This window comes from Nocardioides agariphilus, assembly GCF_015352445.1.
GTDB classification, from domain to species: domain Bacteria; phylum Actinomycetota; class Actinomycetes; order Propionibacteriales; family Nocardioidaceae; genus Nocardioides; species Nocardioides agariphilus.
Genome location: NZ_JADKPO010000010.1, coordinates 1 through 14,641 on the forward strand (window position 1 = coordinate 1; position 14,641 = coordinate 14,641).

The 14,641-nt window shown below is 70.6% G+C and carries 19 protein-coding genes; 7 read left to right on the forward strand and 12 right to left on the reverse strand.

Annotated elements, in window-relative coordinates:
* Window positions 1-143 precede the first annotated feature (143 nt).
* Complete coding sequence (locus ISU10_RS08930) at window positions 144-830, reverse strand: ion channel (protein ID WP_370865024.1); 687 nt, start codon at window positions 828-830, stop codon at window positions 144-146.
* A gap of 51 nt (window positions 831-881) precedes the next feature.
* Here ISU10_RS08930 and ISU10_RS08935 point away from each other — a divergent pair, with 51 nt between their 5' ends.
* The 3 genes from ISU10_RS08935 to ISU10_RS08945 all read left to right on the forward strand — a co-directional run bounded on the left by ISU10_RS08935 (window position 882) and on the right by ISU10_RS08945 (window position 2,931).
* Window positions 882-1,388 carry an Rv1363c family protein gene (locus tag ISU10_RS08935; RefSeq protein WP_194696046.1) on the forward strand — a complete coding sequence of 169 codons (507 nt, stop codon included), beginning with the start codon at window positions 882-884 and terminating at the stop codon, window positions 1,386-1,388.
* Window positions 1,388-1,882: a hypothetical protein gene (locus ISU10_RS08940; protein WP_194696047.1), complete on the forward strand. Its 495-nt coding sequence runs from the start codon at window positions 1,388-1,390 to the stop codon at window positions 1,880-1,882. The genes ISU10_RS08935 and ISU10_RS08940 overlap by 1 nt, the downstream gene beginning before the upstream one ends.
* A gap of 62 nt (window positions 1,883-1,944) precedes the next feature.
* The gene (locus ISU10_RS08945) at window positions 1,945-2,931 is read left to right on the forward strand and encodes an NAD(P)/FAD-dependent oxidoreductase (RefSeq protein ID WP_194696048.1); all 987 of its coding nucleotides are present in this window, start codon (window positions 1,945-1,947) and stop codon (window positions 2,929-2,931) included.
* Between the two features lie 28 nt (window positions 2,932-2,959).
* Here ISU10_RS08945 and ISU10_RS08950 read toward each other — a convergent pair whose 3' ends face one another.
* Window positions 2,960-3,565, reverse strand: a complete 606-nt coding sequence (locus tag ISU10_RS08950; protein WP_370865025.1) for a TetR family transcriptional regulator — start codon at window positions 3,563-3,565, stop codon at window positions 2,960-2,962.
* A gap of 25 nt (window positions 3,566-3,590) precedes the next feature.
* Here ISU10_RS08950 and ISU10_RS08955 point away from each other — a divergent pair, with 25 nt between their 5' ends.
* Genes ISU10_RS08955 through ISU10_RS08965 form a run of 3 tightly spaced genes read left to right on the forward strand, consistent with a single transcriptional unit; the run spans window position 3,591 to window position 6,688 of the window.
* Window positions 3,591-4,859, forward strand: a complete 1,269-nt coding sequence (locus ISU10_RS08955) for a glycosyltransferase family 4 protein (protein WP_228500279.1) — start codon at window positions 3,591-3,593, stop codon at window positions 4,857-4,859.
* A complete protein-coding gene (locus tag ISU10_RS08960; RefSeq protein ID WP_194696050.1) occupies window positions 4,846-5,562 on the forward strand; it encodes a class I SAM-dependent methyltransferase in 717 nt (238 codons plus the stop codon). Before ISU10_RS08955 ends, ISU10_RS08960 begins: the two co-directional genes overlap by 14 nt.
* Window position 5,563: 1 nt before the next feature.
* Window positions 5,564-6,688 (forward strand): prenyltransferase, encoded by a 1,125-nt coding sequence (locus ISU10_RS08965; RefSeq protein WP_194696051.1) that lies wholly within the window; start codon window positions 5,564-5,566, stop codon window positions 6,686-6,688.
* On the opposite strand, the gene ISU10_RS08970 is transcribed toward ISU10_RS08965, so the two are convergent.
* Genes ISU10_RS08970 through ISU10_RS08990 form a run of 5 tightly spaced genes read right to left on the reverse strand, consistent with a single transcriptional unit; the run spans window position 6,635 to window position 11,620 of the window.
* On the reverse strand, window positions 6,635-7,300 hold the full coding sequence (locus ISU10_RS08970) for a class I SAM-dependent methyltransferase (protein ID WP_370865026.1): 666 nt from the start codon (window positions 7,298-7,300) through the stop codon (window positions 6,635-6,637). The genes ISU10_RS08965 and ISU10_RS08970 overlap by 54 nt on opposite strands.
* Window positions 7,297-8,508, reverse strand: coding sequence for an NAD(P)/FAD-dependent oxidoreductase (locus tag ISU10_RS08975; protein WP_194696052.1), 1,212 nt, complete (start codon window positions 8,506-8,508; stop codon window positions 7,297-7,299). The genes ISU10_RS08970 and ISU10_RS08975 overlap by 4 nt, the downstream gene beginning before the upstream one ends.
* A 4-nt stretch (window positions 8,509-8,512) precedes the next feature.
* The gene (locus tag ISU10_RS08980) at window positions 8,513-9,067 is read right to left on the reverse strand and encodes a LemA family protein (protein ID WP_370865027.1); all 555 of its coding nucleotides are present in this window, start codon (window positions 9,065-9,067) and stop codon (window positions 8,513-8,515) included.
* A complete protein-coding gene (locus tag ISU10_RS08985; protein ID WP_194696053.1) occupies window positions 9,064-9,762 on the reverse strand; it encodes a hypothetical protein in 699 nt (232 codons plus the stop codon). The genes ISU10_RS08980 and ISU10_RS08985 overlap by 4 nt, the downstream gene beginning before the upstream one ends.
* Window positions 9,763-9,784: 22 nt before the next feature.
* A complete protein-coding gene (locus tag ISU10_RS08990) occupies window positions 9,785-11,620 on the reverse strand; it encodes an amylosucrase (RefSeq protein ID WP_370865029.1) in 1,836 nt (611 codons plus the stop codon).
* A gap of 87 nt (window positions 11,621-11,707) precedes the next feature.
* Here ISU10_RS08990 and ISU10_RS08995 point away from each other — a divergent pair, with 87 nt between their 5' ends.
* Entirely contained in the window at window positions 11,708-12,061 is a 354-nt protein-coding gene (locus tag ISU10_RS08995; RefSeq protein WP_194696054.1) for an SRPBCC family protein, read from the forward strand.
* A gap of 4 nt (window positions 12,062-12,065) precedes the next feature.
* On the opposite strand, the gene ISU10_RS09000 is transcribed toward ISU10_RS08995, so the two are convergent.
* The 5 genes from ISU10_RS09000 to ISU10_RS09020 all read right to left on the reverse strand — a co-directional run bounded on the left by ISU10_RS09000 (window position 12,066) and on the right by ISU10_RS09020 (window position 14,640).
* Window positions 12,066-12,554 carry a GyrI-like domain-containing protein gene (locus tag ISU10_RS09000; protein WP_194696055.1) on the reverse strand — a complete coding sequence of 163 codons (489 nt, stop codon included), beginning with the start codon at window positions 12,552-12,554 and terminating at the stop codon, window positions 12,066-12,068.
* Between the two features lie 4 nt (window positions 12,555-12,558).
* Window positions 12,559-12,942 carry a type II toxin-antitoxin system VapC family toxin gene (locus ISU10_RS09005; RefSeq protein WP_194696056.1) on the reverse strand — a complete coding sequence of 128 codons (384 nt, stop codon included), beginning with the start codon at window positions 12,940-12,942 and terminating at the stop codon, window positions 12,559-12,561.
* A gap of 3 nt (window positions 12,943-12,945) precedes the next feature.
* On the reverse strand, window positions 12,946-13,185 hold the full coding sequence (locus ISU10_RS09010; RefSeq protein WP_194696057.1) for a ribbon-helix-helix protein, CopG family: 240 nt from the start codon (window positions 13,183-13,185) through the stop codon (window positions 12,946-12,948).
* A gap of 64 nt (window positions 13,186-13,249) precedes the next feature.
* Window positions 13,250-13,921 (reverse strand): MBL fold metallo-hydrolase, encoded by a 672-nt coding sequence (locus ISU10_RS09015; protein WP_194696058.1) that lies wholly within the window; start codon window positions 13,919-13,921, stop codon window positions 13,250-13,252.
* A 2-nt stretch (window positions 13,922-13,923) separates the two neighbouring features.
* Window positions 13,924-14,640 (reverse strand): maleylpyruvate isomerase family mycothiol-dependent enzyme, encoded by a 717-nt coding sequence (locus tag ISU10_RS09020; protein WP_194696059.1) that lies wholly within the window; start codon window positions 14,638-14,640, stop codon window positions 13,924-13,926.
* Window position 14,641 lies beyond the last annotated feature (1 nt).

Consider the following 14,641-nt stretch of genomic DNA (forward strand, 5'->3'; position numbering starts at 1 on the left):
GGTAACCAACCCGCGCATATCAGCCTGACCGCGCGTCGCCAGACACGCTCACCCACCGCCACGAACGACGAAGCACGAGGCGCCCGCCCCGAGCGATCGAGACGGGCGCCTCACCCTGCCACTTGACAGGAATCGCCTACATATCAGTTGCGGTTCGCCTGCCGCGCGACCGTGAGCCCGACGAGGCGGGCGATCACCAACGCGACGTAGAGCACTCCCGCGACCTGCTCGATCATCACGAAGGACCGTGCGTGGCCCATGGTCGGCAGGATGTCGGAGAGTCCGACGCTCGTCAGGTTGGTGAACGACAAGAACAGCAGGTCGAAGAACCGCAGCTGGTCGCCTCCGAACGAACCCGGCCAGATGATCTGGCAGGCCACGAAGACGTAGGCGAACCCCCAGGCCACGACAGTGAACGCGGCGCCGGTCGCATAGAGCTCGTCGGTCGTGACGCGGTCGTCGTGGAAGAGGTAGCGGATCATCCCGTAGGACACGTAGAAGTAGAACGGCGCGTGCAGCAGCGCCGAGGTCAGCACCACCGCGTCCTTGTCGACGAACGCCTCGAGGATGCTGAACACCATCGCAGGCCCGCCCAGCAGCACCGCGATCCAGCCCAGGGCCGGCGTACGCCGCACCGCCCAGAGCGCGATCAGCACCACGCCGGTGCCCATCGCGCCGAGGAAGGCCCGACCCACGGTGCTGCCGTCGGCGAACGGGTAGGCGAGCACCGCGAGCAGCTGGGCGGTCAACAGCACGGCCGAGGGGTGCCGCCGGACGGCGTCGAGGATCCTTCGCGAGGAGTCACTGGGGGGATCGAGGGCCGTCGGCACGGTTCGCATCCTAGGCAGTGCTGAGACGGGGGCACCGCCTACGATGCGCGGGTGAGGGAGGCCCGGGAGGGGCCGAACGCCGTGCTGTGGGTTCTCGTCGGGCTGCTGACGTTGGCCTGCGCGGCGGGCGGCATGCAGGTGGCGCACGTCCGTGACGCGCGCGCCGAGGACGGTGTCCAGCACGGGCGGTACGGCGCGGCACTCGCCGCCGCCAAGGCGGAGGCCACCGCCTTCGCCAACGTCGACCACGCCTCCGCGGACGAGGACCTCGCAGCCATCGCCGCTGGTGCCACCGGGCCGCTCAAGGAGCGCTACACCACGGACGCCGATCGGATCGCGGCCAGTCTGACCACGAACGAGGTCGTCACCGAGGGCACGGTCTTGTGGGCCGGCGTGGTGAGGGTCGACGCGTCGGGCGCGACGGTGCTGGTGGCTACCACGGGCACCCGCAGCGACCGTCGTACGCGGGAGCCGATCGCGCGCGACCTGCGACTGCGCCTGCGACTGGTGGCGGTCGATGGCACCTGGCTGACCTCGGCGATCGAGCAGGTGGACTGATGACGGGACGGCGGGTGCTCGGTGCGGTCGCCCTCGTGCTGGCGGCCGTGCTCGGGGTCGAGGTCTACTACCTCCTGGCTGGGACGCCGACCGTGACCGACGAGCGGCCGGTGGTGGTGGGCGACCTGACCGCGCGGTCCGCGGTCGACGCAGCTGCGCAGGACCTGGCCGAGATCGCGTCCACCAGCTACCGCAACTACGACCAGCAGGTCGAGCAGGCCACGACCCTGATGACGCCGGAGTTCGCGGCGCAGTACCGCGCGACGACCGCGTCGCTGGCGCCGACCTTCCGGGAGCGTGAGCGCGAGGTCGCGGCGCAGGTGGTGGCCTCGGCGGTCGTGCGCGCGACCGACCATGAGGTGCAAGCGTTGGTCTTCCTCGACTCGCGGGTCAGCGAGCAAGGCGGCGAGCCGGTACTGCTGCCGTACCGGACGCTGGTGACGATGACCAAGGCCGACCACGGCTGGCTGGTGTCGGACATCAAGACCCAGTAGGCCGTGACCTCCTAGGATCGGGTCGTGCTCAACGACTCCGCTGTCGACCGGGGGCCCCTGCCGTGACCGACGTCGAGACCGACCTGCTCATCATCGGCGCCGGGCCAAGCGGCCTCTACGCCACCTACTACGCGGGTTTCCGCGGCTTGCGGGTGGCCCTGGTCGACTCGCTGCCGGAGCTGGGTGGCCAGGTGACCGCGATGTACCCCGAGAAGCAGATCTTCGACGTGGCCGGCTTCCCGTCGGTCAAGGGCCGTGATCTCGTCGCGGGGCTGGTCGAGCAGGCGGCCACCGCTCACCCCGAGTACTTCCTCGACCGCACCGCAGTCGCCCTCAAGCACGAGGACGACGCCGTCACCATCGAGCTCGACGACGGCACCCGGATCCGCGCCGGCGCGGTGATCATCACGGCTGGCATCGGCAAGTTCAGCCCCCGGCCCTTGCCTGCCGGCGACGGCTGGCTGGGCCGCGGCATGGAGTTCTTCGTCCCCTCGTTCGCTCCCTACGCCGGCAAGGACGTGGTCATCGTGGGCGGCGGAGACAGCGCCTTCGACTGGGCACTCCACCTCGAGCCCGTCGCACGGTCGGTCGCTCTCGTGCACCGCCGCGACGCCTTCCGCGCGCACCAGCGCACGGTCGAGCAGGTCAAGGCGTCCTCGGTCGAGATCATCACCAAGGCACAGGTCACGGCGCTGTATGACGGCGCTTCCGGCACCGGCGTGGTCGAGGAGGTCGAGATCAGCGTCGACGGCGCCGAGCCCGTGCGCCGACCGGCCCAGGCGGTCGTCGCGGCTCTCGGGTTCATCGCCGACCTCGGTCCGCTCCAGGAGTGGGGGATCGAGGTCCAGAAGCGACACATCGTCGTCGACGCCTCGATGCGCACCAGCCTGCACCGCGTCTTCGCAGCGGGTGACGTGACCGAGTACCCCGGCAAGGTACGCCTGATCGCCGTCGGCTTCGGCGAGGCCGCCACCGCGGTCAACAACGCCGCCGTGGTGATCGACCCGACGGCGCACGTGTTCCCGGGGCACAGCAGCGAGGGCAGCTGACCCGATCGCTCGATGATGGGGCTGTACCTCAACCAGCGGGATCCAACAGCAGCCTCACGGCCGTCTCAAGCGAACGCGACACGTCCGCGGCCGTCGTGCGGCCGGTCACCCAGCCGACCAGTGCGGCCAGCCAGACGTCGCGGATGACAGCGGCGGCAGCGAGGTCGTCGGACGTGGGGTCCGCGTCCGGGCGGATCGCCCGGACCAGCATGCCGACCAGCAGCCGGCTGACCGACCGGATCTCGTCGCGAGCGGCCGCATCGGCGAACATGAACGCTCGCGTGAGTGCCTCGGTGAGCAGCGGCTCCCTCTGCATCCGCGCGGTGGTCGCAGCAAGCAGCGCGGTCACGCGCTCGCCTGCGGAGTCCCCGAGCGGCGGCTGGTGCCGGCTGAGCTCCTCGGCGGTGGTCAGGTCGCGGGCCAGGGCCGACACCAGCAGGTGCACCTTGGAGGGGAAGTAGCGGTAGAGCGTGCCCAGCGCGACCTCCGCACGCTCGGCCACGGTGCGCATCTGCACGGCGTCGAAGCCGCCCTCCGCGGCGAGCGCGACGGTCGCGTCGAGGATGCGCGCTCGGCGCTCACGCTGCTGCCTGGGTTCGCCGGCCGGAGGGACGGCCGAGGTCCTGACGCTCACCGGGCTCATGATAAGAACACGTTCTATGTCGTTGCGGGTGGCCTTGCTGTCGTACCGGAGCAAGCCGCACTGCGGGGGGCAAGGCGTCTACGTGCGGCACCTGAGCCGCGAGCTGGTCGCTCTCGGTCACCAGGTCGAGGTGTTCTCCGGTCCGCCCTACCCCGAGCTCGACCCAGGCGTGGGCCTGACCGAGGTGCCCGGTCTCGACCTCTATCGCGAGCCGGACCCGTTCCGTCGCCCGGCGCTGGGTGAGTTCCGCGACCGCCTCGACGTCGAGGAGTTCCTCACCATGTGCGTGGCGGGCTTTCCCGAGCCGAAGGTCTTCGGCACTCGGGTGGCTCGGGTGCTCGGTGAGCGCCTGGGCGACTTCGATGTCGTGCACGACAACCAGACGCTCGCGCCCGGAGTGCTGCGGATCGAGCAGCTCGGGCTGCCGGTGGTCACCACCATCCACCACCCGATCACCGTCGACCGCAGACTCGACCTCGCGGCTGCGACCACCTGGCAGCGTCGGCTGTCGCTGCGCCGCTGGTACGGCTTCCTCCGGATGCAGCGTCGGGTCGCCCAGAGGTCGAGCACGGTGCTCACGCCGTCGGAGTCCTCCAAGCGCGACATCGTCCGCGACTTCGGGGTGGACCCAGCCCGGGTGCGGGTGATCCCTCTCGGGGTCGACGAGGGCTTCCGACCACCGACGGCCCCACGCGTCCCCGGTCGCATCGTCGCGATGGCCAGCGCCGATGCCCCGATGAAGGGCATCGCCACCTTGTTGGAGGCCTTCGCCAAGCTACGCACCGAACGCGACCACCTCGAGCTGCTCCTGGTCTCCAAGCCGCGACCCGGGGGCGAGACCGAGCGCATCGTCGACCGGCTCGCGATCGGGCGGCACGTGCGGTTCGTCCACGGTCTCAGCGACCTCGAGCTGGTCGAGGTGATGGGCTCGGCCGAGGTGGCGTGCGTGCCCTCGCTCTACGAAGGCTTCTCGCTGCCCACGGCCGAGCTGATGGCCTGCGGCACTGCCTTGGTGGTCAGCGACGCCGGAGGCATCCCCGAGGTGGTCGGACCGGACGGACTGTGTGCCGACCTGGTGCCGCCGGGCGACGTCGAACGCCTCGCCACCGCCCTGGCGGGTCTGCTCGACGACCCGCAGCGTCGGGCGAGGTACGGCGCTGCCGGACGTGCGCGCGTCGACGAGCTGTTCAGCTGGCGCGCCGCGGCAGCGGCGACGGTGGCTGCCTACCAAGAAGCCATGGCCTCGGCACGCGCGACCAACGGGGGTGCTCGTGCTCACCGTTGACTTCGACCGGCTCGGACTGCGACCGGGTGACCGTGCGCTCGACCTGGGCTGTGGAGCGGGTCGCCACGCCTTCGAGATGTACCGCCGCGGCGCCGACGTGATCGCGTTCGACCAGGACGTCGACGAGCTGGCCAAGGTGCGCGACATGTTCGCCGCGATGCGAGCCGAGGGTCAGGTGCCCGAGGGCGCGGAGGCCGACGTCAAGGAGGGCGACGCCTTGTCACTGCCCTTCGCCGACGGCGAGTTCGACCGCATCGTCGCCGCCGAGATCCTCGAGCACGTCCCCGCCGACATCCAGGCGATCCAGGAGCTGGCGCGCGTACTCCGACCGGGCGGCACCGTGGCGGTCACGGTGCCGCGGTGGTTTCCCGAGGTCGTGTGCTGGCAGCTCTCCGAGGACTATCACCAGACCCCGGGCGGTCACATCCGCATCTACACCGACAAGGAGCTCGCGACCAAGGTCCAGAACGCCGGCTTGGAGCTGCTCGGCAAGGGTTACGCCCACGGCCTGCACTCGCCGTACTGGTGGTTGAAGTGCGCGGTGGGCGTCGACAACGACACCAACCCGCTCGTGAAGGCCTATCACCGCCTCCTGGTCTGGGACATCATGAAGCGACCGCGGACGACCCGCGTCGCCGAGCGGTTGCTGGACCCGGTCATCGGCAAGAGCCTGGTTCTCTACTTCCGCAAGCCGGGTCGGTGACATGACCCGCAGTGCCTCGGGCCTGAGCTCGGTCGACGTCGCCCTGACGGCCGCCTCCATCCTGGCCGTGCAGGAGCCGGACGGAGGCATCCCGTGGAGCCGCGGCTCGCACGCGGACGTGTGGAACCACCTCGAGGCAGCGATGGCACTGACCGTCGCCGGTCACGAGCGTGCCGCGCGGCGGGCCTTCGACTGGGTGCTCGACCGGCAGCGTCCCGACGGCTCCTGGCCGATGAAGCTTGTGGCTGGCGAGGTCGAGGACGCCAGCGGCGAGACCAACATGTCGGCCTACCTCGCGGTGGCGCTGTGGCACCACTGGCTGGTGCACCGCGACCCGGCCTTCGTCGCGAGATGCTGGCCCGCCGTGCGCCGCGGGCTCGACTGGGTGGCCTCGATGCAGCTGCCCTTCGGCGGCATCGCCTGGGCCCAGGAGTGGCTCCAGGAGCGCGACGGTCATCGCCCGGGCCGGATCCACCAGGATGCGCTGCTCGCGGCATCGTCGAGCGTCTATCAGGCGCTGCGGGCGGGAGTCTCGCTCGCCGACCTGCTCGACGAGCCGCAGCCCGAGTGGGAGGTGACAGGCGGACGCCTGCGTCACGCCTTGCGCGAGCACAGGGACCTGTTCCTCGACAAGTCCACGTTCTCGATGGACTGGTACTACCCGGTGCTCGGCGGAGCCGTGCGAGGAGACGAGGCCTCTGCCGTCATCGCCGCGCGATGGGAGGAGTTCGTGGTGCCGGGCCTCGGGGTGCGCTGCGTCTCGACCAACCCGTGGGTGACCGGGGCAGAGACCAGCGAGCTCGTCCTCGCGCTGGAGGCGATGGGTGAGCGCGGACGAGCAGCTCGCCTGTTCGCCGAGATCCAGCATCTGCGGCTCGCCGACGGCTCGTACTGGACCGGCTACGTCTATCCCGACGAGGCCCACTGGCCCGTCGAGCAGTCGACCTTCACGGCCGCGGCCGTGGTGCTCGCAGCCGACGCGCTCGACGACCTGACGCCCGGCGCCGACATCATGCGCGGGCACACGATGGTGCCCCAGCTCGTCCCCGTCGCGCTGGAGTGCGGCTGTGTGTCACCCGAGCGGTTCTCCGATCACCTGTCCGGCCGTCCCGCGCGCTCGGCGTAGCACGCGCAACGAGCCGACAGCCTCGCGCTCCTCGAAGGCACCGCTCGAGAGCGCGCGCAGGTAGATCTCGTACGGCGGCCGCCCACCGTCGTGAGGGTCGGGGAACACGTCGTGGATGGCGAGCAGCCCACCGATCGCCAGCCACCTCGCCCACCCGTCGTAGTCGTCGTGGGCCGGCCGTTCGCCGTGCCCGCCGTCGATGAACAGCAGTGACAGCGGCGTACGCCAGTGGGCGCTGACCACCAGCGACGGGCCGACGATCGCGACCACGTGATCCTCGAGCCCGGCTCGCTCGATGTTGCTCCGGAAGATCGGGAGGGTGTCGATCCGACCGGACTCGACGTCGACCAGTGAGGCGTCGTGGTGCTCCCACCCCACCTGGTTCTCCTCCGAGCCGCGGTGGTGGTCGACGGTGAAGACCGTGCCGCCGACCTCACTCGCGGCCGCACCCAGGTAGATCGCCGACTTGCCGCAGTACGTGCCGACCTCCAGCGCCGGACCGTGTGGCAGCCGCTCGAGGGCGAGCCGGTGCAGCGCCAGGCCCTCGTCGTCGGGCATGAAGCCCTTCGCCGCGCGGGCGTGGGTGAGCCACCCGGACGAGTCAGGGTTCACAGGTCGGCGACATCGACCACGGTGCCGACGACACTGCGGATGTGGTCGATCGCGTCCCAGTCGTTGACATGCATGCCGGCCACCACGCGTCCGCCGCGCAGCCACCAGGCGGTGAACTGGCCCCCGTCGTGGTCTCCGGTGCGTCCGCGGACAACCACCTGGTCGAAGCCTTCGGGCCCCGGGTTGCCGACGTACTCCATGCCGAGGTCGTACTGGTCGGTGAAGAAATAGGGGAGGGCCTCGTGCTCGGTGTCGTTGCCGAGCAGGTTCTGGGCGACCACCTTGGCGTGCTGGATCGCGGTGTCCCAGTGCTCGACGCGCAGGGCGCGCCCGAGCACCGGGTGGTCGGCGTTGGCGATGTCGCCGATCGCCCACACGCCGTCGGCGCTGGTGCGGAGCCGGGAGTCGGTGCGCACGCCACCTGACTGCTTGTCGACCGTCAGCCCGGCGGCCTCGGCGAGGGACACGTCGGGAACGGCGCCGATGCCGACCAGGAGTCGGTCGACGGTCACGGTCTCACCGTCGACGTCGACCTCGGTGCTGTCGCCGGTCGAGCGGATGCCGCCGATCTTCACCCCTGTGCGCACGTCGACCCCGTGGGCGCGGTGCAGGTCGGCGAACAGTGAGGCGACCTCGTCGCCCAGCACCGCGTGCAGCGGCTGGGGTGCCATCTCCAGGATCACGACCTCGACCCCGTGGCTACGGGCCGCGCTCGCGACCTCGAGCCCGATCCAGCCGCCGCCGATGATGGCGAGACGTGAGCCCTCGGTGAGTGCCGCGCGCAGGCGCTCGGCGTCGCCCCACTGCCGCAGGTAGTGGACCTCCGCACCGCTGTCATCGGCCAGCGGCAGGTGCCGCGCGCGGGAGCCGGTGGCCAGCACCAGCTGCGAGTACGACGTGGTGTCGCCGGCGGCCGTGAGCTGGTGGTGAGCAGGGTCGATGGCCGTGACCGGCGTGGAGGTGTGGAGGTCGACCCGATGCTCGGCGTACCAGTCCTGGGGGTGCACCAAGGCGTTGCTCAGGGGGCCCTTGTCGAGCAGGAAGTCCTTGGAGAGCGGGGGACGTTCGTAGGGCGGGTGGGCTTCGTCGGTGTAGACCGCGAGCGGTCCGTCGTACCCGCCCTCCCGAAGCTCGGTGACCAACGTGCCGGCGGCGAGCCCGCCTCCGACGACGACGATGGGTGCGCTCTTGGTCGAGTCAGGGGCCATGGCCTCAGCCTGCCACGGCCCCCTGCGCGGCCTCGCGGAGCTCGAAGAAGTCACGTGTCCGGAAGCCGAACGCTGCGGCAACCACGTTGGAGGGGAACGTGCGCACCCGGGTGTTGTAGGCCCGCACGTTGCCGTTGTAGAAGCGCCGGCTCGCCGCGATCCGGTCCTCGGTGTTGGTCAGCTCCTCCTGCAGGGCCAGGAAGCTCTGGCTGGCCTTGAGGTCCGGGTAGGCCTCGACGCGGGCCAGGACGTGGTGGAGCGCGCCGGCGAGGGTGTCCTCGTAGGCCTGGCGGTGCGCAGGCGAGTCGCCATGGTGAGCGGTGGCGGCCTCGCGAGCCTCGACCAGGCGCGACAGCACGGCCTGCTCGTGGGCGGCGTACCCCTTGACGGTGTCGACCAGCTGCGGGATGAGGTCGTGGCGGCGGGTCAGCTCGACGTCGATGCCGCCCCACGACTCGTCGACGAGGGTGCGCTGGCGGACGAACCGGTTGTACATCACCAGCAGGCTGAGCAGCACAAGGGCAGCGATCGCTACGGTCACCCAGGCGGCGGGACTCACTGGCCGCGCACCTCCTGCCACACGAAGTCGGGCACGTTGTCGAGGATGGTGTCGAGGGCTGCCAGCTTGGCGTCGATCTCCTGGACGTCGTGGCTGCCGGGGCGTACGGCGAGCAGCGAGTCGGCGTCGAAGCGCCAGGCCAGCTCGGGCCACTGGAGCAGCAGCTGCATCATCCGTGGGTGCAGCACGTCGGAGGCGAAGCGGCGGTTGGGGCAGGTGACCCGGAAGGCCCGGTTGAACTCTTCGGACTCCAGCTCGATGTCGCTGTTGGTGAGCCGGCCGATGAGTCTCGAGATCATCCCCTCCGGTGCTACCGAGAGAGCCGGCATCACGACGCCGATGTTCACCACGACCACGGAGAACGGGTGGGTGTGGCGCTCGGTATGGCTGTGGCCGTTGGCATCGGTCGAGGTGCTGGTGGTGACGTAGCTGTAGTCGAAGGCCACCATCGGCCGGTCGTGTGCCGAGCCTCGGATGACGTTGACGGCCTCGCGGTCCTGGCCGACGCCGAAGGGCTCGCCCTCGAACCTGTCGAGCAGCGAGTCGTCGCTCTCGGCATAGGTCCACCCGCGGCTCGCGGCGAAGGCGGCCATGCCCTCGCGGCGCTTCTTGGCCTGGAAGTAGCCGAAGACGACCGCTCCGACGATCACCACGACGAACAGGACGAAGATCAGCGGGATCACCGAGCTGGCCACGCGCCCAGGATAGAGATGCGGCTCACGTGTTCCCGTGCTCGGCGGTCAGCCACGCCGCGGCATAGGGCCCCAGCGCGATCGAGTCGCCGTCGAACCGCGGCCGGTCGCCGGTGAGGTGGTCGACGAGCTCGCCACCGGCCATCCCGAGCCAGTAGAAGACCTCGCTGGGCACGTGGGCAGCCCGGTCGGTCATGTTGGCGGCGGCCAGGAGCGGACCGTGCGGAGACCGGCGTACGACGAGCAGGACACCGGGGTCGCGGGGGTCCCAGACCTCGGTGGGCGAGGCCGCGTGGAGGTGGGGGAGCGAGGCGCGCACGTGCAGGAGGTGGTCGAGTCCCTCGCGGATGCCGTCGGTGTCCTCGGGCACCGGCCACGGCATCCGCGGCCGGTGTGCCCAGCGGTTGTCGGCCGCGTGAGCTGGGTCGTCGGCCCAGCCCAGGTCGTTGAGGAGGCCGACCTCGTCGCCCATCCAGATGACGGGAAGGCCGCCGAAGCTCAAGATCACCGAGTGCGCGAGCAGGATCCGTGCGGTGGCCGCCGGGTCGTCGGCCTGGCGGCCGGCGAGTGACGCGAGAGAGCCGCTGATCCGTCGGTCCCCTGTCTGGTGGTTCTCCTGGAACACCAGCCCCCGCGCCCACGAGCCCGGGAACGAGCCGGCGTACCAGTCGGCCAGGAAGCGCCGGTGGGCGTGCCCGTTGAGGCCGGCCCGCCACGCGTCGGTGTCGTCGATGGCCCAGCCGATGTCGTCGTGGCAGCGCAGGTAGGTGATCCACGACGTCGTCGGGGGTGGCTGCGGGAGGTTCTGCAGTGCCAGCGCGGCGAGCCCCACCTCCCCGGAGGCGAGCATCGACCAGACCTGCACCATCAGGCTGTTGTGGTAGGCGAGGTCGCAGACCTTGCCGGCGTGGGCTCCTGTGCCGAGGTAGGCCGCGAGGTCGGCCGGGCCGACGATCGCCTCTGCCTTGAACAGCACTGCAGGTGCGGCGATCCGGGCGACCGTGCGCAGGGCCTGGGTGAGGTGGTGGACCTCGGGCTGGTTCTGGCAGTTGGTCCCCATCCGCTTCCAGAGGAAGGCGATCGCGTCGAGCCGGAACACCTCGATGCCGGCGTTGGCCCAGCCCAGCAGGATCTCCGCGAACTCGCAGAGCACCGACGGGTTCGCCCAGTTGAGGTCCCACTGGTAGTCGTTGAAGGTCGTCCAGACCCAGGCCTCGAGCTCGTCGTCCCAGGTGAAGTTGCCGGGGGCGAAGTCGGGGAAGACCTCGGGCAGCGACTGTTCGTACTGGTCGGGCAGGTGCCGGTCGGGGTAGACGAGGTAGTAGTCGCGCTTCTCCGCGTCGCCGGCGCGGGCGGCGGCCGCCCACGCGTGCTCGCGGGCGGTGTGGTTGAGCACCAGGTCGATGCAGAGGCTGATGCCGCGCTCCCTCAACGCAGCGGCGAGGTCACGCAGGTCCTCGTTGCTGCCGAGGTCCTCGCGCACCGTCGTGTAGTCGGCGACGGCGTACCCGCCGTCGTTGGGCGCGGGCCGGGGTGTGAGCAGTGGCATCAGGTGCAGGTAGGTGACCCCGAGCCCGCTGAGGTGGTCGAGATGCTCGGCAACACCCTTCAAGGTTGCGCCGAAGCGGTCGACGTACGCCGCGTAGCCGAGTGCGCTGCTGCGCTGGAACCAGTCCGGCTCGTCGAGCCGTCGCTGGTCGAGGTCGTGGAGCTCGTCGGGCCTGGCGTCGTAGGCGTTTCGCGCGATGGCGAGCAGGCGCTGGGCGACATCGACGGGGTCGTCGTACAGCCGTTCCAAGGAGCCGACCAGGTCGTGACGCCAGCGTTCGACCCTGGTCTCGAACTCGCTCGGGGGGCGCACGGAGGACAGTATGTCGGGCTGTTCCGCTGGTTGAGGAGGGTCGAAGTCCCGTCTCGAAACCCGCGGTGCTGCCTAGGATCCCGAGCCATGGTCGAGTACGCCGCCCGCAAGGGCAACCTGCCCCCGCGGCCCCACGTGGTGTGGGACGACCTCGCCGAGCGGCGTCGTACGGGCGTGCGGGCCTGGGTGCGGCTCTACCCGGGTGAGGTCGCGCCGTGCCTGGTGTCCGGGGACAGGCCCATCACGCTGGTGTGGTCCTCGCTGTGGCCGGACCGTCCCGACGACCTTGTCGAGTTCACTCTCAGACCCCATGGGATGGGCACTCGGGTCGAGGTCGTGATGACCGGGGCCGAGGAGCCGCAGCCTGAGCAGGCGTCGTACTTCCGGCGTCGCCTCGGGGAACTGGTCTACGGAGAGCTGCGGCTGGCCTACGACCAGTGAGTGCTCACGAGAGGGGCCACGTGACCCGCGTCTCCAAACGCTGTGGGTCGTTGTCGACCTGGTCGGGTGCGACCTCGTAGGTCTCCCATGGGGCGCCGGCAGGGGAGCGGCCGTTGGCCTGTAGCCACGTCTCGATGGCTTGGTAGGCGTTCCCGAGCTCGGGGTAGGGGCCGACGTGGAGGTACGACGCGGCCTCGCCGCCCGGGAGTTCGGTCGCGCCGAGCTCGTCGTCGGGCTGCAGCGGCGCCATGCCGTCGGGAGTCGACCTGATCGGGACGCCGACCTCGACGTCGGCACGCTCGGGTCCGAACTCGGCGTACCTCGCGTAGGGCGCTGCGGCGGGGGACAGGCCCTGCTCGTCGAGGTACGGGAAGAGGCGCCCCATGGCCGCCCCGAAGGTCTCTCCCACGTCCAGCTGGTCCATGGGCACCACGACGCGCACGGCGACGGCTGGTTGCGGCTGGAGGGTGACGACCTCGACGTCGGGGCTCATGCGCTCACGCTCCCACTGGCCAGTGGTCGACGTCGACCATGGGGAAGTCCTTCGGGTTGCCGGTGCACAGCCGCGCTCCATGTCGTTCGGCGGCCGCGGCAATGAGGCAGTCGGCCTGCCACAGGGTCTTGCCCTTGGCGGCGAACTCGCGTCGCCAGCCTCCGGCTGTCCTGGCCGCCGCCTCGTCGATCGGCAGCACCACGAGTCCGGCGACGAGTGCGTCGACGGCCCGCTGCTCACGGGGTCGGAGCCCCCGCACGATCTCCTCGATGTTGATCGCCGTCGTGGCCGCAACGTCTCCCTGGAGCCGCAGCGTGGCCACACGCGTCACGGCTGGTCGCCCGCGCAGGAAGTCGATCAGGACAGTTGAGTCCAGGACTGCCAGCAACCGTCAGCCCGCCCGGCGCCGGTCACCCCGGCGCTGTCCACGCACCCAGCCCGCCGTGTCGCCGTCCCAGTCATGTTCCGACTCCGCCAGAGCACCGGCAGCCTCGTCCAATGCCCGCCATCGCTTCTCCTGCTCCAGAGCACGCTCGATGGCCACCCGGACGAACGCGCTGCGGCCGCGAGGCCCGGTGACAGCGTCGAGCTCCTCCACCAACGTGTCGTCGAGCTCTATGTGCATACGCATGTGCTGATGATGACACATTTGACGTCAGCATCTGCTCGGCACACGAAGGCGAGCGACCGAGCGACTACCAGCCTCGCTCGCGCCACTCGGCGACCGAACCGCGCTCCGCGCCGAGCGTGGAGTCGTTGCCGTGGCCGGGGTAGAACCAGGTCTCGTCGGGCAGCGTGCCGAAGAGCTTGCTCTCGACGTCGTCGATGAGGGTGCGGAAGTTGTCGGCGTTGCCGCGGGTGTTGCCGACGCCACCGGGGAAGAGCGAGTCGCCGGTGAACAGGTGGGGCTGGCCGGAGCCGTCGTCGTAGACCAGGGCGATCGACCCCGGCGTGTGACCCGTGAGGCGGATGACCCTCAGCGAGCACGAGCCGACAGGGATCGTGTCGCCATCGCCGACGCTGATGGTGACGGGTACGCCGGTCTGCTCGGTGATCGCCTCCGCGTCGGGCTCGCCGGCGACGACCTCTGCTCCCGTCGCCGCGACGACAGCCGGCAGGGCCCGGTGGTGGTCCCAGTGCTGGTGGGTGGTGACGACATGGGTCAGGCCCGCGTCGCCGATCAGGGCGAGCAGGGTCTCGGGCTCGTCCGCAGCGTCGATCAGCACCTGGTCGCCGGTGGACCGGCAGCGCAGCAGGTAGCAGTTGTTGGACGTCTCGGGGTCGACCGCGACCTTGGTGATGACCAGGTCTCCGGCTTCGCGGGAGTCTGCGGGACCGCCAGGGGCGACTTCTCCGGTGTAGGGCATGCTCACCACGCTTTCACGGGAGGGAGCGCGCCGGTAGTCGAGGTCAGCGAGTCGGCGGGCGGACGGCCCGTGAGCCACCAAGCCAGGTCCCCGGCGGGGCCCGAGACCGCGGTGCCGGTCTCGTCGGGGTCGTCGCCGATGACCCACGTCGTGGCCAGGTCGGTGGCCAGGACGCGGAACGACTCGTGCGACGGGGCGCGCTTGACCATGGCGTCGATGAGGTGGGCCGCGAAGGCGTCGGACCAGCCCGTGGGCGAGAAGCCCGCGTCCAGGTCGACGTGGTGGATCTCGACCTCGCGCAGCCGCATGCCGGGGATTGCCGCGAACCGGATCCTCCGGCCCCCCGGTGTGCGCTCGAACGTCTCGGTCCAGAACTCGTCGGGCAGCCTGTCCACGGCATCAGGGACCAGCGTGGTGCCGGCCAGGAAGCGCTCGCGAAGCTCTGCTCGCTCGGCGACCGCGAGCTCCTCGATGTCGGCGGCACGGCGCTCGTCGGAGACGTACATCGTGGTGGGCTCTCCCGCGATCCGTCCGCGCAGCACTCCCGTCATGGCCTCGGCATTGAGGGCCAGGTGGGCGACGACGTGGGCGCGGGACCAGTCGGGGAGCCCGCTGGGCCCGTCGAGGTCGTCGTCGTCGAGCGAGTCCACGGTGCGGACCAGCCGCTGGGTGGCCTCGGCGAGGAGCGCGAACTGGGCCTGCGGATCGAGGTCGTCCATG

What these genes read in the sequence shown, in the direction of transcription:
- ISU10_RS08940 (WP_194696047.1), top strand. Translation starts at nt 1,388, where the DNA reads ATGACGGGACGGCGGGTGCTCGGTGCGGTCGCCCTCGTGCTGGCGGCC.
- ISU10_RS08955 (WP_228500279.1), top strand. Translation starts at nt 3,591, where the DNA reads ATGTCGTTGCGGGTGGCCTTGCTGTCGTACCGGAGCAAGCCGCACTGC.
- ISU10_RS08965 (WP_194696051.1), top strand. Translation starts at nt 5,564, where the DNA reads ATGACCCGCAGTGCCTCGGGCCTGAGCTCGGTCGACGTCGCCCTGACG.
- ISU10_RS08975 (WP_194696052.1), bottom strand. Translation starts at nt 8,508, where the DNA reads ATGGCCCCTGACTCGACCAAGAGCGCACCCATCGTCGTCGTCGGAGGC.
- ISU10_RS08995 (WP_194696054.1), top strand. Translation starts at nt 11,708, where the DNA reads ATGGTCGAGTACGCCGCCCGCAAGGGCAACCTGCCCCCGCGGCCCCAC.
- ISU10_RS09000 (WP_194696055.1), bottom strand. Translation starts at nt 12,554, where the DNA reads ATGAGCCCCGACGTCGAGGTCGTCACCCTCCAGCCGCAACCAGCCGTC.
- ISU10_RS09010 (WP_194696057.1), bottom strand. Translation starts at nt 13,185, where the DNA reads ATGCGTATGCACATAGAGCTCGACGACACGTTGGTGGAGGAGCTCGAC.
- ISU10_RS09015 (WP_194696058.1), bottom strand. Translation starts at nt 13,921, where the DNA reads ATGCCCTACACCGGAGAAGTCGCCCCTGGCGGTCCCGCAGACTCCCGC.
- ISU10_RS09020 (WP_194696059.1), bottom strand. Translation starts at nt 14,640, where the DNA reads ATGGACGACCTCGATCCGCAGGCCCAGTTCGCGCTCCTCGCCGAGGCC.